The sequence below is a fragment of the Gordonia sp. NPDC003950 genome, assembly GCF_053605205.1.
Window position 1 is genome coordinate 109,103 of the sequence record NZ_JBSGIT010000012.1, and the last position, 23,839, is coordinate 132,941.

Sequence of the window (23,839 nt, forward strand, 5' to 3'; positions counted from 1 at the left end):
ACGGTGATGACGTCACCGCTCGTGGCGCCCTACGCGGTGTTCCTCGTGCTGTTGTCCGCGGCGGCACTGATGGTCGCGGTGGCGCCGGAAACCACTCGGCGCAGCCCGTTCCGGCTCCGGGACTACCGGCTGCGCATGCTTGCGGCTCCACGCCGGGGTCGCCGGCGCTTCGTCGGTGCACTGGTGGGGGTCGTCCTGGCCTTCAGCTCGCTGGGGATGTTCGTCGGACTGTCCGGTACCGTCCTGTCGCAGACCCTGCATCGCCCATCGCCCCTGCTCGCCGGCTTCGCGCTGCTGGTGGTCTTCGGAAGCGGCGCGATCACGATGATCGCCACCACCTCGTGGTCCACCCGACAAACGACGTTCACCGGTGCGGCTCTGGTCCCTGCCGGGCTGATCGTCGTGCTCGTCGACGTACTGGCGCCGCAAGCCGGACCGGTGGTGTTCTTCGTCGGGGCGGCAGTGGTCGGCGCCGGTGGGTGTCTGCTGTTTCGTGCGTCGTTCTCGGCGGTGTTGTCGGTGGCCGAGCCGGATCGGTTGGGCGAGACACTGGCGGTCTTCTACCTCACGGGCTATGCGGGACTGTCGGTTCCGGTCATCGGACTCGGACTTGCGCTGCAGCACTGCACCATTGCGGACACACTCCTGGTATTCAGTGTCGCGATCACCGTCGGTCTGATCGCCACTGCCGGCGTGATCGCCGGTCCCCTCGTCGAAAGGACGGCAGATGCCCTATAGCAAAAGTTCTGTCGTGCAGCTGGTTACAGGTCGCAGGATGCTCCGATGGCGAGCCGCGATCGTCGTCGCGGTGTTCGCTGCGCTGATCGGGGCCTGCGCCGCGCCGTCGCAATCGGCAGACTCGAGTAAGGCGCGCCCACGCGTGGTGAGCTCCGCATACGGGCCCGTCACGATCACCGGATCGATCCATCGAGTGGTCGCGCTGTCGGCCGACTGGCTCGGCACCATGCTCGCCGTCGGTGCCCCCGTGGTGGGCTACCGGACCGACGGACCTGCGTCGACGATGGCCGCGGCGCCGTGGCTGCAGAACACGTTGCCGGACTCGGCGGTCCGGCTCACCGGTGAACTGGACATCGCCCGGATCGCCGCACTGCGACCCGATCTCATCGTCGCCCCGACCTGGTTGGTGACCCGTGCGATCAATGACCGCCTTGCCGAACTCGCCCCCATCGTGGTCGGAGACGATTCGGGTGTCGGCACCCGATCGGGTTCGTGGGAACGGGATCTCGCCACCGCCGGTACGGCGCTCGGGCGCGACGTCGGTCCAGTGCGTGACTCGCTCGACAACCAGATCCGTGCCACGGCCGCCGCGCACCCGGACGCGGCGGGCAAGTCATTCGCCATCGGCGTGGCGGGCGGCGGAGGTCAACTCGCCGTGACCAGCAGCCCGGATGCCTCGACGGCCAAATTCCTTGGGGCACTAGGACTTCATCTCGTCGACATACCCGGTGCCACCGGCCTGCGGACGGTACTCTCGGCCGAGAATGCCCGAGTCCTTGACTCCGCCTACCTGCTGATCATGGGGTCGACGACCGCGACGTCGGCAACGGTGCGCGCCTTCACCGCCGGTCGCCCGCCGACATCGCCCACCCTCGAAGCGGATCTCCCGCTGCTCAACGCCTTCAACATCCCGGACGCGTCGTCGATCCCGGTTCTCCTGCGCCACCTCGACGACGTGCTGCCGACCTGAACGTCGTCGATGCGGCCCCACGCCGGCCGAAGGCAGTCCGGCGGCAACCACACCACCGGACCCGCGACACGACGACCAGCCGGATTGGGTTCACGGTTCGGCATGGGTTACTCTGATCACCGCCCGATGAGCCCCCGTAGCTCAGGGGATAGAGCGTCTGCCTCCGGAGCAGAAGGCCGTAGGTTCGAATCCTACCGGGGGCACAGTGACATTTTTGCCGCCCTCCGGGCGGTGTGCGCCCACTGTGTGGATTGAAAGAGATTTACGCGGGCGCACACTGACATCCTTGCCGCCCTCCGGGCGGTGTGCGCCCACTGTGTGGATTGAAAGAGATTTACGCGGGCGCACACTGTCCGAACAGAGGTCTTAGGACCGAACAGAGCTCCTAGGATTTTCCCCGTCCGAAAGTGCTTCTAGGAACGAAAATCTGCACAAGATCTTCACTTGGACTTACGATGACGAAGGTGCGCCGGCCAGGACTTTGGTGACATCGCGCAGAGAATCTTCCTGACTGCGCGTGCGGCGCCGGCCCGCGGCTGCGATTCATCACGCAACTGTCGGGGATGGCTCGGTGAATTGGCGCCCCGGCTGGGTCTCGTCCAGGGGCTCACGGCCGCGCGCCGAACCCTTGATTCAGGACTAGCGTTGCATTCATGTGCCGTTGGCTCGCCTACTGTGGTTCCCCCATCCACCTCGAGGATCTGCTCACGCGACCTTCGCACTCGCTGGTTGACCAGAGCTTCGAGGCCCGGCAGCTGTACCTGCTGCCAGGGTCGCCGACGGCCACCATGTTCCGCAACCACGCGTGGCCCACCAACGGCGACGGGTTCGGCTTCGGCTGGTACGGCGACCGTAGTTTTCCGGGCCGTTTCGCGACCTGATGCCGGCTTGGAGTGATCACAACCTGCAGCGGCTGTCCGAACAGATCTCGTCCCCGATGTTCCTGGCCCACGTCCGTGCCGCTCTCGGCGGGACCATCGACCGCGTCAACTGCCATCCGTTCCAGCACGGGCGCTGGCTCTTTCAGTACAACGGAGAGATCGGGCAGTTCTCCACGCTCAAACGAGATCTGACCTTCGACGTCGCGCCCGAGCTCTACCCGCTCATCGAGGGCAACGCCGACACCGAACTGTGCTTCTATCTGGCGCTGACGTACGGGCTCGACACCGATCCGAAGGGTGCGCTCGCGAAGCTGGTGGGTCGGGTCGAGCAGGCCCGCGCCGATCACGATGTCGACGTGCCGTTCAACGCGACCATCTGTGCCTCCAACGGTACGGAGATCTATGCCGTGCGCTATTCGAGCAACCGCCAATCCCGCACGCTGTACCACTCGCAGGGTCAGATGAGACTGTCCGCGGGCGACGGCAACGGCCCTATCGAACTGCCCGCCGACGGACGGATCATCGTGTCGGAGCCACTGGAACTCGAGTATCGCGACACCCATTGGGTCGAGATCCCCGAGTGGTCGATCGTGACCGTCCGGGCCGGTGAGGACGTGGTGATCGAGGACTTCCGGCCGAGCGTCATGCCGCACGACTGACGCATCGCGTGCGCCCCTGAGATCGATTCCGGGACAACGTTTGTCGATGTCGATCGCTACCAGATCAACCGCGACCAGATCAACCGCGGCCAGGCCAATGGCGGCCAGGCCAACCGCGACTAGGCCAACCGTAAGTGCTCGTCGCGTTGCAGCACGAAGAAGTACGGCGTCGGCGACCCCTTGAGGTCCATCGCTCCGATCACCGCGTCGTCGGAGATCCGGCGGAAGACGTCGTTGATGGGCAACTGGTCGTACTGCATCGTCGCGGTGTCGACGCCGCGATACCGCGTGGTGCGCAGTCGCGCTCGCGATCTCCCGGTCTGCCACAGTCGTCGGGTCGCCGCGATCGGCGTGACGAACGAAGCCTTCTTCACCCCCGGTGCCATCCGGGCGAGATCGGTGCCACCGAACGCCAGGATCGGGTTCATCGCCCAGAGTGCGGAGCCGTCGCGCGTAGGAAACAACAGTGGATGCACCGTCTCGGCGTCGACGAACTGCTTACCCCACCACCCGCTGGCGGCGAGCAGGCCGTCCATCGGGTGGTCGGTGGGCAGTTCGGCGCCATGCCAGGTGCCGATCATCGCATCGGTCTCGACGGGTTCGGCAGCATCGAAGATCGCCAATGCGTCGTCGGTGGTGGTCGGAACGGAGGTGAGGACGTCGCTCGCACGCATGTGCGCAACCCTACTCTGCGATGAGACGAAAACCGCATAACGTTCCATCCTGTGCTGTGACGCGCGCATCACTTCGATGACCGGCGCCGACCGCCGGGCGGGGCGAAGCCGTCCCCGATGCCGCGCGGAATGGGGCGGCCAATAGGATGGTGACCTGTGACTCCCGCCGATCTTGCTGCGTTGCTCAGCTCTGTCACCCGCGCCGTCGTGGCCGACCATGGCCTCGACGTATCCGTCGTGCCCGACTCCGTCGTGGTGGAGCGACCACGCCATGCCGATCACGGTGACTACTCGACCAACGTCGCACTTCGGCTCGGCAAGAAACTCGGCGTCGCTCCGCGGGAGCTCGCCGGTTGGCTGGCCGACGCCTTCGCCGCCACCGACGGAATCGACAAGGCCGAGGTCGCGGGCCCGGGCTTCGTCAACATCTGGCTGGGTGCGGCCGCGCAGAACACCGTCGTGGCCGCCGTGCTCGAGCAGGGCGGCGGCTACGGTCGGGGCGAGGAGATCGCCGACAAGGTGATCAACCTCGAATTCGTCTCCGCCAACCCGACCGGGCCCATCCATCTCGGCGGCACGCGCTGGGCCGCCGTCGGTGACGCGCTCGGCCGGGTGCTGGCCGCGCGTGGCGCCCAGGTCACCCGGGAGTACTACTTCAACGACCATGGCGCTCAGATCGATCGTTTCGCGCGATCACTGGAGGCCGCGGCCCTCGGCGAACCCACCCCGGAGGACGGCTACGCGGGCGAGTACATCGTCGATATCGCCCGGCAGGTCGTCGCCAAGGTCCCCGGCGTGCTCGAGCAGCCGGCCGATGAGCGGGTCGAGACCTTCCGCGCCGAGGGCGTGGCGCTGATGTTCGACCACATCAAGACGAGCCTGCACGACTTCGGTACCGACTTCGACGTGTTCACCCACGAGAACAAGATGTTCGAGACGGGCCTCGTCGACGAGTGCATCGCCGAACTCAAGGCCAACGGCAACCTGTACGAGGCCGACGGTGCGTGGTGGCTGCACACCGAGAAGTACGGCGACGACAAGGACCGCGTCGTCATCAAGAGCGACGGCGAGGCCGCCTACATCGCCGGCGACATCGCCTACTACCGCGACAAGCGCAACCGCGGCTTCAACCTGTGCATCTACATGCTCGGCGCCGACCACCACGGCTACATCAAGCGGCTCAAGGCCGCCGCGGCGTCGCTCGGCGACGACCCGGACACCGTCGAGGTCCTCATCGGGCAGATGGTCAACCTCGTCCGCGACGGCAAGCCGGTCCGGATGAGCAAGCGCGCCGGCACGGTGATCACCCTCGACGACCTCGTCGACGCCGTCGGCGTGGACGCCGCGCGCTACGCGCTGATCCGGTCGTCGATCGACGTCAACATCGACATCGACCTCGATCTGCTGGCCAAACAGTCCAACGACAACCCGGTGTACTACGTGCAGTACGCCCACGCGCGGCTCTCGGCGCTGTCGCGCAACGCCGCGGAGCTGGGATTGGCCCCCGATCTCGATCACCTCGACCTGCTCGACACCGCGGAGGAGGGGGACCTGATCCGGACGCTCGGCGACTTCGACGAGGTCGTGGCCACCGCCGCGACGCTGCGGGAACCGCACCGTATCTGCCGCTACCTCGAGGCGCTCGCCGGTACCTATCACCGCTTCTACGCGCACTGCCGGGTGCTGCCCCAGGGTGACGAGGAGGCCGGTGACATCCACCGCGCCCGGCTGGCGCTGTGTGCGGCGAGCCGCCAGGTCCTCGCCAACGGGCTCGAGCTCGTCGGAGTCAACGCACCGGAGCGCATGTGAACGCCCATCCCGCCGGCCCCCGGCACGCCGAACTGCTCGCTGCGCCGCATCTGGCGCAGAAACCCAACGATCCGACCGCGCTCGCCGAGATCCCCGCACAGGTGTGGCCGCGCAACGCCGCTCGCGACGAAACCGGGGAACTGGCCATCGCCGGTGTCGGGGTCACCGAACTCGCCGAGACCTTCGGCACCCCGCTGTTCGTCATCGACGAGTCCGACTTCCGGTCCCGCTGCGCCGACATGATCGACGCCTTCGGCCCGTACGGCCGGGTGCACTACGCGTCAAAGGCGTTCCTGTGCACCGAGATCGCGCGGTGGGTCGATCAGCAGGGACTGTCCATCGACGTTTGCTCCGGCGGCGAGCTGGCCATCGCGCTGCGCGCGGGGTTCCCGGCCGAACGAATCGCCTTCCACGGCAACAACAAGAGCTCGACCGAACTCACGGACGCCCTCGAGGCCGGTGTCGGACACATCGTCGTCGACTCGATGACCGAGATCGAACGACTCGACGTGCTCGCCGGTGAGCGTGGACTCGTGGCCGACGTGCTGATCCGCGTCACCGTCGGAGTCGAGGCCCACACCCACGAATTCATCGCGACCGCGCACGAGGACCAGAAGTTCGGTTTCGCCCTGGCCGGGGGCGTGGCGATGGACGCGGTGCGTCGCGTGTTCGCCACCGACAACCTGCGTCTGGTGGGCCTGCACAGTCACATCGGTTCGCAGATCTTCGACATGGACGGCTTCGAACTCGCCGCACACCGGGTGCTCGGACTGCTCCATGACGTGGTCGCCGAATTCGGAGTCGAGAAGACCTCGCAGATGTCCATCGTGGATCTCGGTGGGGGACTGGGTATTTCCTACATCCCCGAAGACCGTCCATTGCCCGTCAACGCGGTGGCGGAGACGCTGGCCGAGATCGTCAAGCGTGAGTCGGCCGCCGTCGGGCTGCCGATGCCGACCATCGCCGTCGAACCGGGTCGCGCCATCGCCGGCCCCGGCACCATCACGCTGTACGAGGTCGGCACCATCAAGGACGTCGAACTCGGCGGTGGCGCCATCCGCCGCTACGTGTCGGTGGACGGCGGCATGAGCGACAATATCCGCACCGTGCTGTATCAGGCCGAATACGATGTGCGCCTGGTGTCGCGAGTTTCCGACGCTCCCGCGGTGGTCAGTCGCGTCGTCGGAAAGCACTGTGAGAGCGGCGATATCGTGATCAAGGACTGTTGGCTGCCGGAGGATCTGGCGCCCGGTGACCTCATCGCCGTCGCCGCCACCGGTGCGTACTGCTACTCGATGTCCTCGCGCTACAACATGGTGACCCGGCCGGCCGTGGTCGGTGTCGCCGGAGGACAGGCGCGGGTGATTCTGCGACGTGAGACCATTGACGATTTCCTGAGGCTGGAGGTGACCTAGGTGAGTGCGAATTCAGGCAACCCTGCCGTGACAGACCACACCGGGGGTGACGATTCTGCCGGCGACCGCAGCATCGGAGTTGCGGTCCTCGGCATGGGCAATGTGGGCACCGAGGTCGTGCGGATTCTCGACGAGAGTGCCGCCGACCTGCGTGCTCGCGTGGGCGCGCGACTCGGACTGCGCGGAGTCGCGGTCCGCGACATGACCAAGTCGCGCAAGATCGATCAGTCACTGCTGACCGACGACCCGGAATCCCTGGTCACCCGCGACGATGTCGACGTCGTCGTGGAACTGATGGGTGGGATCGACCCGGCGCGCGGTGTGATCCGCCGGGCACTGGAGAGCGGCAAGTCGGTGGTGACCGCCAACAAGGCGCTGCTGGCCGAGTACACCGGTGAACTGGCCGAGGCCGCAGCCAAAGCCAAGGTTGACCTGTACTTCGAGGCCGCGGTCGCCGGCGCGATCCCGGTGATCCGGCCGCTGACCCAGTCGCTGGCCGGCGATTCCGTCGACCGCGTCGCCGGAATCGTCAACGGCACCACCAACTTCATCCTCTCGGCGATGGCCGAGACCGGTGCCGATTACGCCGAAACCCTCGCCGAGGCGTCGCGATTGGGCTACGCCGAAGCTGATCCGACCGCCGACGTCGAAGGGTACGACGCCGCCGCCAAGGCGGCGATCCTGGCCTCCATCGCCTTCCACACCCGTGTCACGGCCGCCGACGTGTACCGCGAGGGCATCACCGCGGTCACCCCCGCCGACCTGGTTGCCGCACGCAAGTTCGACTGCACCATCAAGCTGCTGTCGATCTGCGAGCGCTTGCGCGATGCTGATGGGACACAACGGGTTTCGGCGCGCGTCTACCCGGCGCTGATTCCGCTGTCGCATCCGCTGGCCAGTGTCAACGGCGCCTTCAACGCCGTCGTGGTCGAGGCCGAGAACGCGGGCCGGTTGATGTTCTACGGGCAGGGCGCCGGCGGTTCCCCGACCGCCTCGGCCGTCCTCGGTGACCTGGTGATGGCGGCGCGCAACAAGGTGCACGGCGGGCGCGGTCCGCTGGAATCGACCTACGCGTCGTTGCCGATCGCCACCATTGACGAGGTGCCCACGCGCTACTACGTCTCCATGAAGGTCGCCGACCGGCCCGGCGTCCTCGCGCAGATCGCCGGAGAGTTCTCCAAGCGATCGGTGAGCCTGGCCGCCGTGCGTCAGGAAGGCGCGGGTGAGGACGCCCGGCTGATCGTGGTGACCCACCGCGCCCCGGACCGTGCGCAGTCGGAATGTGTTGCGGCACTGGAAGACATGGATGAAGTGATCAAGGTGTCGAGCGTTCTGCGATTGGAAGGTACCGATGACTGACGCCCCCTCAACCCGACCCGCGCCGGTGCATGCGGGCTGGCCCGGACTCATCGAGGCCTATCGCTCGCGGCTCCCCGTCGCCGACGACTGGAAGGTGGTGACCCTGCTCGAAGGAGCCACCCCGCTGATCTCCGCGCCGCATCTGTCCGAACTGACCGGCTGCGAGGTGTACCTGAAGGTCGAGGGCCTCAACCCGACCGGCTCGTTCAAGGACCGCGGCATGACAATGGCCGTGTCCAACGCGGTCAACAACGGCAAGACCGCGGTGCTGTGCGCGTCGACGGGCAACACGTCGGCCTCGGCGGCCGCCTACGCCACCCGCGCAGGGATCACCTGCGCGGTGCTGATCCCCGAGGGCAAGATCGCAATGGGCAAGCTCGCCCAGGCGGTCATGCACGGCGCCAAGATCATTCAGGTCCAGGGCAACTTCGACGACTGTCTGGAACTGGCGCGTAAGGCGACCGCGGAGTTCCCCGAGATCGAGCTGGTCAACTCGGTGAACCCGGCCCGCATCGAGGGTCAGAAGACCGCGGCGTTCGAGATCGTCGACGTTCTCGGCCGGGCACCCGACGTCCACGCACTGCCGGTCGGCAACGCCGGCAACATCACCGCCTATTGGAAGGGCTACTCGGAGTACTACGCCGACGGCATCTCCACCTCGCGGCCCCGGATGCTCGGCGTCCAGGCCGCGGGCGCGGCTCCTTTGGTCAACGGTGCGCCGGTGGCCGACCCGGAGACCATTGCCACGGCGATCCGGATCGGTAATCCGGCCAGCTGGCATCAGGCGGTGGCGGCCAAGGAGGAATCCGGCGGACAGTTCCGTGCGGCGACCGACGAGAAGCTGCTCGAGGCGTACAGATTGGTCGCCGGGCGCGAAGGCGTCTTCGTCGAGCCGGCATCGGCCGCCAGTGTCGCCGGACTGCTCGCGGCCCACGCCGACGGCTGGATCACCCCCGGGGAGACCGTGGTGTGCACGGTCACCGGTAACGGCCTCAAGGATCCGGACACCGCGTTGTCGGGGATGCCGGAGGTCGAGGCGATCGAGGTCGACCCGGTGGCGGTGGCTCATGCACTCGGCGTGGCCTGAGGCCTCGGCGGCACCGCGAATGGTCACCCCGGATACGGTCTATCGTCAACTGCCCGAAGGTATTTCGACGCGCGTGCGTGTGCCGGCGTCGAGTGCGAATCTCGGTCCCGGGTTCGACTGCCTCGGCATCGCCCTCGGTCTGCACGACGAGGTGACGGTCGAGACCACGTCGTCAGGTCTGACCGTCGAGGTGGTCGGGGAGGGTTCCGCAGAGGTGCCACTGGACGCCAATCATCTGGTCGTCCGTGCCATTCTCGGCGGACTGGCGCATGCCGGGTTCTCTGCTGCCGGACTGCATGTCCGCTGCGTCAACGTGATTCCGCACTCCCGGGGACTCGGTTCGTCGGCATCGGCCGCCGTATCCGGTCTCGCGGCCGCATCGGGACTGTTGGCGGCGTCGGGGGCGGCCGACGCGTTGAGCGCCGATGAACTGGTGCAGCTGTCGAGTGAGTTCGAGGGGCATCCGGACAACGCCGCGGCCAGCGTCCTCGGCTCGGCCGTGGTCACCTGGACCGAGATGACCGATGGCATGGCCCGATACCAGGCGCGTCGACTGCGCGTGCATCCCGATATCGGTGCCACGGTGTTCGTTCCGTCGACGGAGTCGTCGACCGCCTTTGCGCGAGGGCTGCTGCCCGACGCCGTGCGCCGCGTCGACGCCGTGCACAATCTCAGCCGTGCCGCGCTGGCCGTCGTCGCACTGACCAGCGACCCGAGTTGTCTGCTCGCGGCGACCGATGACCGGCTGCATCAGCCGTACCGGGCCGAGGCGATGGGGCCCACAGCCGAGCTCGTGACCGGTCTGCGGGCGCGAGGACACGCGGCCACCGTCTCCGGAGCGGGCCCGAGCGTCCTGGTCCTCGGAACCGGGCCGCTGCCGGCCGATGACCGCGAACTCGGTGAGGAATTGGGATTCGTCCCGCGCGCCGTCGAGATCGCGGGTGGAGTCGAGATAGGCTGACGAACGTGGCCTGGGGTGCTGCGAAGCATCGCATCAAGCCAACCGCCGAGTTCATATGGAGTTCTGGGATGGGGAACACAATCGCGTGCGGGCATGTTGCTCGATGTGGAACAACGCGTTATCATATGGTCGTCTAGCCGCGACGGCTCGTTCAGCCATGTTTTCGGGGTGCATTTCGATTCGCTCGTTCGATATGAGATGTCGAACCGGTCGCCCGGTCTCCGTCGGATCACCGGTTCACCGATAACACCCCACGAAAGCATCGCGCCGTACTCACGCCGACACTGTGGCGTTCCGCCACCCGGACGGAACCGTCTGGATGACGGACACGTTTGGATGACGCAGCGTTCGTGTGACACAGCGCAGGAGTGACGCTCGCAGCACGACCACAATCTTTGACTCGCCCACCGAGGGCGAGAATGCCTGGCAGACCTCGGCATATCCGGGGACCACAGGTGAATTACAGCCCCGAGCAGCAATGATCTGCCGGGGTACGAAAGGACATCCGTGACCGATACGGACCTGATCACCGCACCTGCTCCCGCTGATTCCGATGCGGGGGAGGTGGCGAGTTCTGCACCGAAGACCCGAGCCCGAGCTGCGCGCACCGGACTGTCGGGCATGGTTCTCAGCGAATTGCGCGCGCTCGCGGGCGAACTGGGCATCAAGGGAACGTCCGGCATGCGTAAGGGCGACCTGATCGCCGCGATCAAGGAACGGCAAGCCGGTGGATCGCCGAAATCGGCCGACACCAAGGCGTCGGGTCCCGAGCAGATGGCCATCACCACCGAGTCGGCCCCGGCGACGACCGGCAGCCGCGGTCGCGGGCGCACCAAGACGGCCGATGCGGATGCCGCGTCGGAAGCGCCCGCCGCACAGGCAGCCGCAGAATCGGCGACCAAGACGGAATCGGCGACCAAGACGGAATCCGATTCCCGGCGTGGCGACTCGGAACCCGCCGAGGGCGACCGCCGCGACGCCGCCTCGGCAGACGAGGCGTCGCAGGGCGGCAACCCGCGCAACCGGAACCGCAACCGCAACGGCGCCGCTCGCGAGTCCAACCAGAATCGCGACAACCAGGGCGGTAACCGCGACAACCAGGGTGGCAACAACCAAAACCGCGATGGTGGCAACCAGGGCGGGGCCAACCAGGGCGGCAACAATCAGGGCGGCGCCAGCGGCCAGAACCGCGACAACAACCGCGATGATGACGAGCAGGGTGGACGACGCCGAGGGCGCCGTTTCCGCGAGCGTCGTCGTGGGCGCGACCGCGCCGAGGGTGGCAACAACAACGAGCCGCAGGTCTCCGACGATGACGTCTTGCAGCCCGTCGCCGGCATCCTCGACGTCCTCGACAACTATGCATTCGTGCGGACGTCGGGTTACCTCGCCGGGTCGAATGACGTTTATGTCTCGATGAATCTGGTGCGTAAGAACGGGTTGCGACGCGGCGACGCGATCACCGGTGCGGTCAAGGTGCCGCGCGAGGGTGAGCAGCCCAATCAGCGTCAGAAGTTCAATCCGCTGGTCCGCCTGGACACCGTCAACGGTGGCGAGGTCGAGTTGGCGAAGAAGCGCCCGGAGTTCGGCAAGCTGACGCCGCTCTACCCGAATCAGCGACTGCGACTGGAGACTTCGCAGGAACGGCTCGACACCCGCGTGATCGATCTCATCATGCCGATCGGCAAGGGGCAGCGCGCACTGATCGTGTCGCCGCCGAAGGCCGGCAAGACGACGATCCTGCAGGACATCGCCAACGCGATCACCACCAACAACCCCGAATGCCACCTGATGGTCGTGCTCGTCGACGAGCGCCCGGAAGAGGTCACCGACATGCAACGGTCGGTGAAGGGTGAGGTCATCGCGTCGACGTTCGACCGTCCGCCGTCAGACCACACGTCCGTCGCCGAGCTGGCCATCGAACGTGCCAAGCGCCTCGTCGAGGCAGGCAAGGACGTCGTCGTCCTCCTGGACTCCATCACCCGACTGGGCCGCGCATACAACAACGCGTCCCCGGCCTCCGGTCGCATCCTCTCCGGTGGTGTCGACTCGACCGCGCTGTATCCGCCGAAGCGTTTCCTGGGTGCCGCCCGCAACATCGAGAACGGCGGATCGCTGACGATCATCGCCTCGGCACTCGTCGAGACCGGGTCGACCGGTGACACGGTGATCTTCGAGGAGTTCAAGGGCACCGGAAACGCGGAGCTCAAGCTCGATCGCAAGATCGCCGATCGGCGCGTGTTCCCGGCGGTGGACGTCAACCAGTCCAGCACCCGCAAGGATGAGCTGCTGATGTCGCCCGAGGAATTCTCGGTCGTGCACAAGCTGCGCCGCGTCCTCAGTGGACTGGATTCGCAGCAGGCCATCGATCTGCTGATCAGTCAGCTCAAGAAGACCAAGACGAACATCGAATTCTTGATGCAGGTGCAATCCAATGCGCCCGGCGCGATGAAGGACGACTGAGCGACCAGTTTGATCGATGCCGATCTCATCACGGCCCCATCACCGTTCGCGGTGGTGGGGCCGTTGTCGTGTTCTGGTCACAAGGTCGAGAGAACTTGTGCCAGCAGGATTTTGACGACCATTGCCGCCGGGTACACGAGGGCGTAGCCGAGAGCGATCCGCGGGTCGTCGTCGCCCCGGGCGTTTGCGAAAGCGAGGTGTGCCGGATTGGTCTGGGTGCCCGCCAGCACGCCCGCGAGCCGGATCCGGCCGACTCCGAGGATGAAGCGACATGCCGCGTACATGCCGACGGCCATCACCGCCGACGTGATCGCGCCGGTGACCAGGATGTCGACGATGGCGCCGCTGGTGAACGCATCGAGGATGAGTGATCCGGCGCGTGTCCCGGCGTAGGCGAGAAACAGCAGGAGACCGACCTCGGTGATCACCTGCGCGGAGGTGATCGGCATCGTGGTGACAAAGGGCCCGATCCGCCCGATTCGGCCCAGGATCAATCCGACGATGAGGGACCCGGCCGCGGCCCCGAGGGACAAGGTTCCCAGTCCGGGGATGGGTATCGGGATCAGTCCGACGGCCAGACCGAGCGCGATTCCGAAACCCATTGCGGCGGCGTTGAGTTCGGTGAGACCACGGGAGGAGTCGCCGAGCATCCGGGCGATCTTCGCCATGTTCTCCGGTGGCGCCACCACCCGGACCCGGTCGCCGAGCTGCACCGTGGTGGCGGGGGTGGCCACCATGTCGGTATCGCCGCGGCGGAGGCGCGTGATGGAACCGTCGAAGGAATCGAGGTCCAGTTCTCGAACCTTGCGGCCGGCCAACTCGGGTGAGGAGATCGTGATCCGCCGAAAATCGAGTTTGGAGCGATCGACGGTCAGATCGTGAATCGATCGGTGGCCGATCTCGTCGATCAGTGCGTCGACCTCAGCGCGTGGACCGATCACGGTGATGAGGTCACCCGGGTGCAGGACCTGATCGTCGGTGATCGGGACGGGTGGCTCGTCGGCGTCGTGCGCCAGACGGGAGAACGTCAGTCGATTCCCGTGGCGCTCGCGCAGTTCCGTGATCGTCACATCGTCGCTCTCGAGTCGCACGGTGATGTCGACGACCTCGGGCGGGGTGTCCGGGTCGGGGTTTCCGTAGCGGAAGGCGATGGCAACCATCACCAGCATCAGGATCACGCCGAAAATATAGGACGTGGCGTAGCCGATGGTCGCCTCCGCCGAACCACCGGCCGCGGCGAGTGCGGGGGTGTTGGTGAGCGCGCCGGCAAAGGTACCGGCGATGGAGGCAGTCGACATATTGAAAGCCGACCCGACCAGATCGACGGTGACGGCGGCAGCGGCGATCACCACGGTGACCGTGACGACCAGCTTCCAGGCCGTGCGCAAGGACGCGAAGAAGTTCGGACCGGCCATCAACCCGGTGGTGAACGCGAACAGGATCAGTCCGAGATTGCCGATGATCTCCGGGATCGTGATGTCGACATCCATCGACTTGGCGAACGCGGTGATCACGATCGCCGAGAAGAGGACCGCGGCCGGGCCCAGACCGATACCGCGGATGGTGATCCGGCCGATCGCCACCCCGAGACCGATCACGATCATGAGATAGAGCAGGGGTTGGTCGGCCAGCAGGTCCAGCACCGCGGTCATCGCCGCCTCCCATCGATATGCGATCGTCTCTGCGTCCATCCCTACAGGCAGGTCATCGCACGGCCCGTCGATCAGGAAAAGTATCGCCGCATTGCGCGGGACTCGCCGGACAAGGCGGCAACCGCGGGACGAAGTACCCGGTTATGTGACGGCGGCCACGGACGACCGGCCGTCGGGCCCGACCCCGCCCAATTGGTCGAGCACCTCACCCGCTGGTCGAGCACCGTCATCCGGCCGACAACGCCCTACTACCCGCCGACCGCGCCCCTTGCCGACCGCGCCTCTATCCCGCCGGTTGAGTCCCTGATTCGGTGGTCGAGCCGGGCGGCGCTGGCGCTCGCCGCCGCGCCGAGCTCCGCCGACACAGAGCCCGTGTCCGCCGTTCCGACGGAGCTCAATGTGGCGGCCAACCCTCCGAACCGTCTCGACCAGCAAGATGGCACCGAGACACGTCGGAAGGTTTGCGGCGCTACTTCCCGATCCGAGAGGTGCGGCTCAGGACGCGAGATCGTTCAGCAGGTGATCCCACGCCTCGAATGCCGGGGCGGGGACGGGTCCGGTCTGGGTCAGGATCATGCTGCACCCACCGTGCCGGTCGTACAGTTCGATGGATCCGGTGCGTCCCCAGACGCCGTCGGACCAGGTGATCCAGCATTCGGTGACGAGCCCGAAATTGATCATCGCGCGACAGGAACCGGAAGCGATGACCATCTGGCCCCGGTGCTCGCGGGCACCGTCGAGCTGGTCATGGCGCATCTGCAGACATCCCGGTGCTGCGGTGACCATCGTCATCTGCATACCGAGCAGCGCGGCGTGTTCCAGTGCCCCGATCACACGGCGATCCTCGACGCGGGTGACGCCGGAGTCAGCGAGCCCGGGCAATTCGGTACGCCGAGTTAGCCCGCCGTCGGCCAGAATGGAGTCGAACTGGACGATCTGGTCGGCGTTGGCCGATGCGGGCTCGGGGATCGCCCACGCTTCGTCGAAGGAATCCGGACCGCCCGCGGCGTGGGTGACCGCCGGATCGGCGCCGGTCAATGCGATCGCCTCGAAGGCGAGCCGGTCGCTGCGCTCGGTCAGATACGTTGCGTGAGAGGTGTTCCCGTTGGCATCGAATAGACGCAACGTCGGCGGGATGTTGGCGGCCGGCTCGGACACCAGCGCCGATCCCAGGCGTACCGGGTTGAGGCGCAACGTGATCCGCGACGAGTCGCACTTGATCGGTCCGCCCGGCAGGACCGGTGGGGTGTGCACCCCGACGTCGTTCATCACCACCGGCCCGGCCACCGTCACCCCGACCACCTGATCGAGGTGGGGCAGCTGCGAGGTGACCACATGCGGTTCGGCATTCAGCAGTGTTCCGCCGAAACCCGGAGTTGCCAAGAGGGTTTCGAGGTCGCTGGTCACCGACTGCCCGGGCGTACACCGGCAGTGCGGGTCACGCCCGCAGGGGCGGGGGAGAGCATCACCGGCTTGGCGGGCGACGCGGCGGGGCACGCCGGCGTTGTTCACATCGTCGGGGTTGGCGGGCATCGTTGCCCTTCCTTTCCTAGTAGACGTCGCGCAGGTAGCGCTTGTCCTTCTTCAGCTGATTGAGGTAGTCGGCGGCACCATTCTCATCGACCCCGCCGTGCTCGGCGATGATCTCGATCAGCGCGGTTTCGACGTCGCGTGCCATCCGGGTGGCGTCACCGCAGATGTAGAGATGAGCGCCGGAATCGAGCCACGCGAACAGCTCGGCACCGTTCTCACGCATGCGGTCCTGCACATACACCTTGTGATCCTGATCGCGCGAGAACGCGAGGTCGACACGATCGAGGACACCGTCGGTGACGAACTGTTCGATCTCATCGGCGTAGATGTAGTCATCCGCGCCGTGCTGATCGCCGAAGAACAGCCAGTTCGCGCCGCTCGCGCCGCGGTTCTGACGCTCATGCAGGAACGCCCGGAACGGGGCGATTCCGGTGCCCGGCCCGACCATGATGACCCGCACGTCGTCCGCGGGCAGCCGGAACGACTTGTTGGGCGTGATGAACACATCGATCTCGTCGCCCTCGGTACGGCGATCGGCGAGGTAGGACGAGCAGACACCGCCACGCATACGTTCCCCGGAGCGGTAGCGCACCGTGGCCATGGTGATGTGCACGGTGCCGCTGTGGGCTCGCGGACTCGACGAGATCGAGTACACACGGTGCTGCAGGGGCCGGAGCTCGGCGAGCAGATCCTCGGCGGTGATCGTCAGGGTGGGGTCGACATCGAGCAGATCGAGAACGTCCTTACCCCACAACCAGGCATCGAGGGCTTCCTTGTCGCCGGTGGAGGCCAGATGGGTGAGCTCCGCGTCCTGGCTTCGCGATGCGATGTAGTCGACGAGGTACTTCGACGGTGTGGAGATCTCGACGTGCCGCGTCAGCGTCTCACGCAGGGTCCGACTCGACTTGCGATCGGTGATGACCTCCTCGCCGGTTGCGCCGAGGCGTTGGATCACCTTCTCCACGAGTTCGGGATCGTTGGTGGGCGCGATGCTGATGCCGTCACCCGGTTCGTAGTCGATTCCGCTGTCGCCCAACGAGATCACCAGATGGCGTACCTCCTTGTCCGAGCCCGGTCCGGACAGGAGTGTGTTGGCGATGATCGTGGCGGGGTACGGATTCTTCCGGCCCCACGCGGGAGCTGCCGGTGCCGCGGGACCCGGCGACGCGACCGGAGCGACCGGAGCAACCACGGCGCCGGATACGGCAGCGCCGGCCTCCCGCGCATCGACCTCGGCCATGGCGGCGACGGCCCGCGTGATCCACTCGGCCGCGCGCTCCTCGTAGTCGACGTCGCAGTCGGCGCGATCAACGACCCGGGTGGCGCCGAGTTCGGCGAGTCGCGTATCGATGTTCTTGCCCGCCTGGCAGAACCCGTCGTAGATCGAATCACCCAGTGCCAGAACGCCGAAGAACAAACCGTCGAGGCGCGGTGCGTCTGGTGCGGCCAGACCCTGCCAGAAGATCTCGGCATTGTCGGGCATCTCGCCCTCACCGTAGGTGGAGGTGATCACCAGGAGTCGGCGCACCGCGGTCAGATCGCTGATCTCCAGCTCGTCGAGGCCGCACAGTTGCGGCACGAACCCCTGTCCCTGCGCCTGCTGCTGCAGTTGCTCGGCAAGGTACTCCGCGGTACCGGTCTGGGTCCCGTACACGATCTGTACACCGATTCCGGTGGTCGCCCCCGCCGCGGGGTCGGCACCGGGCAGTGCGGCCCCGGCAGCCGTCGACGACATCCCGATCCGGGTGTTCAGGCCGGCGAGAAAGCCTGCGAGCCAGACCTTCTGGTCACCGGTGAACGGAACGTCGGTGGGAATGTAAGGCAATTGCATGTCAGGAGACCTTCGGTCGGGTGGCAGCGGCGGCGGTGGCGATGGCCTCGGCGACATCGGGGATCGCACGCGCGGCGAACAGTTCGTCGAAGCTCGGCAACCGGGATGCGCGCGGACCGTCGCCGGTCGTCGCCTCGCGGAGGGCCTCGAGGTTGCGCCGGTCCTGGTACAGGATCCAGCCGTAGGTGGCCGGTGCATCCATCGACGCGACGTTGCGTCGTGCCAGGGCCTGCTTGTAGTCGGCAACCCGCTTGGCGGAGATGAGTGCGGCGAGCTGCTCGGACCCGTAGTCGGAGAGAATGTCTCGCGAGTAGCGACCGACCCTGGTCAGGAGGTCGTAGTCCTCGGTGAGGATCAGATTGCGCGCCGAGCGGGCCACCATCTCCTCCGACGACGCCGACTGCGTCGCAGACCGTCCCTTACGCAGCTTCGCGGTGGCGACCTCACGGGCGAGTTCGAAGACGGTGAAGGCGCCGAGCAGCCGGTACATGTCGGCGGTGTCGGTCTGGCCGTACTCGGGAACGGCTCCGCCGACGATCGGGCCACCGGAGCGCAGATCGAGCTTCAGTCTCCGCACCTGATCGGCGGCCATCGCGCCGGCGAGTTCGTCGAGGAGCGCCCGCGGGCCCATCGTCGCCACGAGGGTGTCGGCATCCTGATGGGCGACCAGCGCCCGGGGCAGTGCGTAGGAGACGTAGTGGCGCTCGGTCTCCCAGTTCTCCAGCAGTCGCGTCGCCAAGGCCGAACCCGTTGCCTCGGCATGCATCTGAAGCATGGCGAAGGCGGCGTGATGGTGCATCGGGGCCAATGGATCATCGACGCCGGTGATCGCGCCGACGATGACGGAGTCGGCGCTGATGCGTTCGGCGAGTTCGCATGCGGGGTCGTACTGGTAGAGGAACCCGCCGCTCATGCCGTTGCCGAGGCCGTTGCCGTAACCGCCGAGATTGAAGACGGCCCCACCGGTCATGTATTCGCAACCGAATTCGCCGAGACCTTCGACGACCGCGGTTGCGCCGGAGTTGCGCACGGCGAACCGGTCTCCCGCCTCGCCTTCGACGAACAGTCGACCTCCGGTCGCGCCGAACAGGGCGAAGTTGCCGATCAGGACGTTCCCGCCGACGGCCGGTGACCCGCCGCCGGGGGAGTGTACGACGACGGTTCCACCGCACATCGACTTACCGACGCCGTCGTTGGCGGTGCCGGTGTGCTCCAGGCGCATGCCGTCGTTGCAGAACGCGGCGTAGGACAGGCCGGCCGATCCGGTGGTGGGTACGACGACGGTGTCCGCGTCGAGGAATCGTCGGCCACGATCGTCGACGAGTACCGATGCGATATCGGTGACGTCGGTGATCTCGTGGTTGAGTCGGCGTTCGATGTCGACGGCCAATTGTGCTCCGACACTGCGGTTGCGGTTGTCCAGCCGCACCGAGGTGGTGGTGACCGAGGCACGCGCGTCGTCGATGAGGGCCGCCCACACCTGTGCGCCCAGGGCGTCGTCGACGGCATAGTCACGTTCGAGATAGACCGGGTGGGCGATCTCCGGCGCCTCGATGTGGGCCAGCAGTGCCTCGGTGCGCATGTCACCGACGAGCGCGGGATGGTCGATGAGCGCGAGCAGGTCGGTGCGTCCGCGCGCGGCCCGGACGCTCGGCAAGCCGAGGTCGGCGAGGATCTCGCGGACCTCGTGTGCCACGTTGAGCAGGTACTGTGCCATCGCGCGTGGGTCACCGTCGAAGACCTCGGGATTGGTGGTCAGACCGGCCGGGCACTTGATGTTGCAGTTCTTGGCCATCACACAGCCGATCATCATCAGTGCGGCCGTGCCGAATTCGAAGCTGTCGGCACCGAGTAATGCCGAGGTGACGACGTCGCGTCCGGTCTGATGGGCACCGGAGGCACGCAGCACGACCTTCTGACGCAAGCCGTGCGCACTGAGTGCCTGATGCACCTCGGCGAGGCCGATCTCGGCAACCCGGCCCGCGTAGCGAAGACTGGCCACCGACGCGGCGCCGGTGCCGCCGGTGTTGCCGGCCACGTTGATGACGTCGGCGCCGGCCTTGGCGACGCCGACGGCGATGGTGCCGATGCCCTCGGAGCTCACCAGTTTGACGATGACCCGCACGCGCGCGGCCTTGCAGTCGTGGATCAGCTGGGCGAGGTCCTCGATCGAGTAGGTGTCGTGATGCGGCGGCGGACTGACGAGTTCGACGCCGGGGGTGCCGCCGCGCACCGCGGCGACCTCGATGGTCACCTTGGGTGCCGGAAGCTGGCCTCCTTCACCGGGTTTGGCGCCCTGACCGATCTTGATCTCGAGTTCCTGCAGCATCGGGTCGGCCAGGTATCCCGCCCAGATGCCGAAGCGTCCGGAGGCGAACTGTTTGATGCGGGAGGCGCGCAGCGTCCCGTAGCGGGACATGTGTTCGCCGCCCTCGCCGCTGTTGGACAATCCGCCGGCCATGTTGGTGCCGTGGGCGACCGCCTCATGAGCGGGCGCGACGAGGTCGCCGTGACTCATCGCGCCGGAGGCGAAGGTGGCGGTGATCTCGTGGGCCGGCTGGACGTCGGTGAGGGCGATCGGCTCCGAATGCGGTGTCAGGCCGAGGATGTCGCGCAACGCCGATGGTCGACGTGAACGTGTGGTGGCGAGTTCGGCACTGAACGAGCGGTAGGCGTCGGTGATGGTGAACTCGTCGATCTCGGCCGGGGTCAACGCGGCGTAACTGCTGTCGTCGTACACGTGGGAATCCAGGCCGAAGGCGTCGGCGAGGGTCGAGAGCGTCAGCAGACGCAGCGAGTCCGCGATGCCCTCCCTTTCGGCGGCGGCCGATGCACCTCGGCCCGAGGCGAAATGGATCTTCTCGGCGGTCAGCTCGCCGTAACCCCGGACGGCCGCGGTGTCGAAGGAGTGCCCACCGCCGTCGGCGCGTTCCTTGAAAAGGCCGAGCAGGGGGAGGTCGGTGTCGGCGGCCGGAACCGGATCGGTCATCGCGGCGCGATGGGCCGCGCCGGTCACCTCGACGATCGCTGTCAAACCGACCCCGCCGACCGGTGCCCGCAGGTTGGGGAACCACCGATGCAGGTCGGGGTCTGCGGTGTCGAGGAAGGCCGGTTCGAAGAACTCGCCGCCGATGTAACTCTCTACGGTGCACAGGCCGACCCGGCCCATGGTCTTCATCAACGATTTCTCGGCGGCCTTGCGCCACTTGGCGAAAGCGGCCTGATCGCCGTACCGGGCAATGATGCTGTCGCAGAATCAGTGTCAGCTCATCGTCGGTGAGTACCGGTGTGCGCAGGATGATCTGCCGACCGGCGGTGTCGTCGGGGTCGGCGGTTGATCGCCGGTCGCGCGCCGAGGGCGACGCGCAGCGTCATGCCGTCGGCCTCGCGGATGCTGTCCAGGGGTGGATTGGTCACCTGGGCGAATCGCTGCGAAAAGAACCGGGACACATTGGGTTCGATGTTGGTCAGCGGGTTGATCGCGTTGCCGAACCCCATGGCGGATACGCGTTCGGCGCCGTCGGCGAGCATGGGATCGGTGAAGTAGCGGAAGCTCTCCTGATCCAGGTAGTAGGCGCGGTAGCGCTGATGATCGGTCACCGATTCCGAGGACGAGAGTGCGGCCGAGGTGTCCGCGTCGTCGCCTTCGGCCTCGATGGCCCCCAGATCGATCTTCGCCGCACGCAGAAGCGCTGGGTAATCCCGTGCAGCAGCGAGCTTTTCGTAGGCGTCGGTGGTGGTGTAGACGCGATGCTCGCGGTGGTCGTAGTAGATCATCCCACCGGCCGACACGCGACCGCGGGAGATCACCGTGTCGGGATCGAAATCCACCTGGCCGGCCTCGGAGAAGGCACACAGGTAGGTGGCGGTTTCCACGGTGCGTAGCGGACGTAGTCCCAGGCGGTCGAGTCGGGCGCCGATGACGGTCCCGTCGCCGAAGACGACGGCGGCGGGGCCGTCGTTCTTCTCCTCGTAGAGCGAGAAGTACTCGAACATCGCGCGGACGCGGTCGGACAGCGTCGGATCGTTCTCCCATGCCGGCGGCATCATCGAGACCACCGCGGTCACCAGGTCGACCTGATCGGTGATCACCCGTGCGGCCACCGTCTGGTCGAGACGGCTGGAGTCGGACTGGCCGGGTGGACGCACGATGGTGCGGCGTGCCGCGGCGGCCGCGGTCACCTGTGCGATGCGGTTCTTCTTGTCGGTGTTGAGTTCACCGTTGTGCGCGAGGAACCGGAACGGCTGGGCCATCGTCGGGTGCGGATCGGTGTTCGTGGAGAAGCGGGTGTGGAAGAACAGGGTGTGCACCCGGTGGTCCTCGTCGCCGAGGTCGACGAAGTAGTCGATGACCTCGGGGGACGACAGCCGGCCCTTGAGGACCTGGGTGCGTGCCGACAGTGACAGCGGATACAGGCCTTCGAGGGCGGGGGAGGTGAAGCCGATCGCCTCGATGTGCAGGAGTGCCTGTTGGACGAGGCGGTCGAGTTCGGCCGGTTCGGGGCATGGTTCGGGCGCGGCGAACACCCATTGGCGGATCGGCAGCTGGAATCCGATGGCGGCCTCACGCAGCACCGAGTTGTCGACGGGGACGTCACGCACGGTGAGGACGGTGAATCCGCGGTCGGCCATGGTGCGTTCGATCAGCCGGGCCGCCTTGGCGGCGGCGTCGCCGCCCTCGGGGAGGAAGAAGTTGCCCACGCAGAACTGGCCGAGGCGCAGCGTCGGGCGGCCGGTGACCTTGCGGAAGAACCGTTGGGACAGGTCGATGGAGACGCCACCGCCGTCGCCGACGCCGAGCGCCGACATCCCGCCACGGTGCGGTACCGAGCACAGGGCGTCGCGGGCCTTCTCGATGACGCTGTGCTTCTCGACGCCGTCCTTGCGGGTGATGAAGCCCACCCCGCAGCTGCTCTTCTCGTCGCTGAGGTCCCACAGCATCTGCTGCGAACCGTGCCGATCGGCCTGCATTCGTCCCCTCTCGTGCCCGGTCCACGTCGGGACCAGTGGTGCCCGGTGCTCATGCGAACCGGTGGTCGGCGATGTCCGCTGCGACGATGAAGCGAACATCATGGGAACTATAACTTAGCTAAGGCTTACCAATATAAGTGTGTCCTAAAATGCCTGGTGGCCGGATGGAATGAATGGCGCGTCGGACCTGTTGAGGGCAGTGACGATCAGTACCGATCGCCGAGTCGGCTTCGGTGAGGGCTGCGATTATCGCTGGGACGTAGACCGGCGGTTTCGCCGATTTCTTACCGACCGGAGGGCGTGGCATACTGGTCGGTCGAGTCCGGTACCGGTTCACACCGCCGACACGCGGCGGTGACCCGGCGACCATCAGAAAGGGACACCAAGATGAAGCAGGGAATCCATCCCGATTACCACGCGACCACCGTCGTGTGCGGCTGCGGCAACACCTTCGAGACCCGCAGCACCGCTGCCAACGGTCGCATCAACGTCGAAGTTTGCTCGCAGTGCCACCCGTTCTACACGGGTAAGCAGAAGATCCTCGACACCGGCGGCCGCGTCGCCAAGTTCGAGGCTCGCTACGGCAAGCGCAAGAAGGCCGCCGCCGAGAAGTAGACCTCATGACGACGCCCGCCCGGTGCCCAACAGCATCCGGCCGGGCGTCGTTTGTTTTGGGTGCAGACGTGTCGCCGGCCACGTAATCGCGGAGCGGTCGCCAACCGGCAGAGCGGTGCAGTCGGGCGCACGCACCCCGCGTCGCCGGAGGCGGCGCAGAACAACAGAGTGTTGCGCCGCGCCGGGATGCAGGACGAAGAACGAGGAGCGAAGCGACGAAG

General features: G+C 66.7%; 15 protein-coding genes, 1 tRNA gene and 1 pseudogene. 12 read left to right on the top strand and 5 right to left on the bottom strand.

Annotated features, from left to right (window positions below):
• Nucleotides 1-6: 6 nt before the first annotated feature.
• The 5 genes from ACWETB_RS12735 (at nucleotide 7) to ACWETB_RS12755 (ending at nucleotide 3,248) form a co-directional block, all read left to right on the top strand.
• Nucleotides 7-738, top strand: a complete 732-nt coding sequence (locus ACWETB_RS12735) for a hypothetical protein (RefSeq protein ID WP_452211437.1) — start codon at nucleotides 7-9, stop codon at nucleotides 736-738.
• Nucleotides 739-775: 37 nt separating this feature from the next.
• On the top strand, nucleotides 776-1,708 hold the full coding sequence (locus ACWETB_RS12740; RefSeq protein WP_452211439.1) for an ABC transporter substrate-binding protein: 933 nt from the start codon (nucleotides 776-778) through the stop codon (nucleotides 1,706-1,708).
• A gap of 130 nt (nucleotides 1,709-1,838) precedes the next feature.
• A tRNA-Arg gene (locus tag ACWETB_RS12745) sits at nucleotides 1,839-1,911 on the top strand.
• Nucleotides 1,912-2,361: 450 nt separating this feature from the next.
• The gene (locus ACWETB_RS12750) at nucleotides 2,362-2,589 is read left to right on the top strand and encodes a hypothetical protein (RefSeq protein WP_452211441.1); all 228 of its coding nucleotides are present in this window, start codon (nucleotides 2,362-2,364) and stop codon (nucleotides 2,587-2,589) included.
• Nucleotides 2,589-3,248 carry a class II glutamine amidotransferase gene (locus tag ACWETB_RS12755; RefSeq protein WP_452211443.1) on the top strand — a complete coding sequence of 220 codons (660 nt, stop codon included), beginning with the start codon at nucleotides 2,589-2,591 and terminating at the stop codon, nucleotides 3,246-3,248. The genes ACWETB_RS12750 and ACWETB_RS12755 overlap by 1 nt, the downstream gene beginning before the upstream one ends.
• A gap of 119 nt (nucleotides 3,249-3,367) precedes the next feature.
• Here ACWETB_RS12755 and ACWETB_RS12760 read toward each other — a convergent pair whose 3' ends face one another.
• On the bottom strand, nucleotides 3,368-3,922 hold the full coding sequence (locus ACWETB_RS12760) for a DUF4334 domain-containing protein (RefSeq protein WP_452211445.1): 555 nt from the start codon (nucleotides 3,920-3,922) through the stop codon (nucleotides 3,368-3,370).
• A 156-nt stretch (nucleotides 3,923-4,078) separates the two neighbouring features.
• On the opposite strand from ACWETB_RS12760, the gene argS reads away from it, so the two are divergent.
• The 6 genes from argS (at nucleotide 4,079) to rho (ending at nucleotide 13,016) form a co-directional block, all read left to right on the top strand.
• A complete protein-coding gene (argS, locus tag ACWETB_RS12765; protein WP_449744567.1) occupies nucleotides 4,079-5,731 on the top strand; it encodes an arginine--tRNA ligase in 1,653 nt (550 codons plus the stop codon).
• Nucleotides 5,728-7,146 (top strand): diaminopimelate decarboxylase, encoded by a 1,419-nt coding sequence (gene lysA / locus ACWETB_RS12770; RefSeq protein ID WP_449744566.1) that lies wholly within the window; start codon nucleotides 5,728-5,730, stop codon nucleotides 7,144-7,146. Before argS ends, lysA begins: the two co-directional genes overlap by 4 nt.
• Before the next feature lie 27 nt (nucleotides 7,147-7,173).
• Nucleotides 7,174-8,505, top strand: a complete 1,332-nt coding sequence (locus ACWETB_RS12775; RefSeq protein ID WP_452211488.1) for a homoserine dehydrogenase — start codon at nucleotides 7,174-7,176, stop codon at nucleotides 8,503-8,505.
• Nucleotides 8,498-9,592 carry a threonine synthase gene (gene thrC / locus ACWETB_RS12780; protein WP_348808480.1) on the top strand — a complete coding sequence of 365 codons (1,095 nt, stop codon included), beginning with the start codon at nucleotides 8,498-8,500 and terminating at the stop codon, nucleotides 9,590-9,592. The genes ACWETB_RS12775 and thrC overlap by 8 nt, the downstream gene beginning before the upstream one ends.
• 19 nt (nucleotides 9,593-9,611) lie before the next feature.
• Nucleotides 9,612-10,553 (top strand): homoserine kinase, encoded by a 942-nt coding sequence (gene thrB / locus ACWETB_RS12785; protein ID WP_449744595.1) that lies wholly within the window; start codon nucleotides 9,612-9,614, stop codon nucleotides 10,551-10,553.
• Nucleotides 10,554-11,060: 507 nt separating this feature from the next.
• A complete protein-coding gene (gene rho, locus ACWETB_RS12790) occupies nucleotides 11,061-13,016 on the top strand; it encodes a transcription termination factor Rho (RefSeq protein ID WP_452211448.1) in 1,956 nt (651 codons plus the stop codon).
• Nucleotides 13,017-13,093: 77 nt separating this feature from the next.
• Here rho and ACWETB_RS12795 read toward each other — a convergent pair whose 3' ends face one another.
• From ACWETB_RS12795 to ACWETB_RS12810, 4 genes and pseudogenes are all read right to left on the bottom strand, one after another.
• The gene (locus tag ACWETB_RS12795; protein ID WP_452211450.1) at nucleotides 13,094-14,668 is read right to left on the bottom strand and encodes an aspartate:alanine exchanger family transporter; all 1,575 of its coding nucleotides are present in this window, start codon (nucleotides 14,666-14,668) and stop codon (nucleotides 13,094-13,096) included.
• A gap of 495 nt (nucleotides 14,669-15,163) precedes the next feature.
• Nucleotides 15,164-16,201 (bottom strand): heme transporter, encoded by a 1,038-nt coding sequence (locus ACWETB_RS12800; protein ID WP_452211452.1) that lies wholly within the window; start codon nucleotides 16,199-16,201, stop codon nucleotides 15,164-15,166.
• Between the two features lie 16 nt (nucleotides 16,202-16,217).
• Entirely contained in the window at nucleotides 16,218-18,032 is a 1,815-nt protein-coding gene (locus ACWETB_RS12805) for a sulfite reductase subunit alpha (protein WP_452211454.1), read from the bottom strand.
• A gap of 1 nt (nucleotide 18,033) precedes the next feature.
• Nucleotides 18,034-23,003, bottom strand: a pseudogene (locus tag ACWETB_RS12810) (glutamate synthase-related protein).
• Nucleotides 23,004-23,390: 387 nt separating this feature from the next.
• Between ACWETB_RS12810 and rpmE the strand changes: the two are divergent.
• A complete protein-coding gene (gene rpmE / locus ACWETB_RS12815; protein WP_449744562.1) occupies nucleotides 23,391-23,618 on the top strand; it encodes a 50S ribosomal protein L31 in 228 nt (75 codons plus the stop codon).
• Nucleotides 23,619-23,839 lie beyond the last annotated feature (221 nt).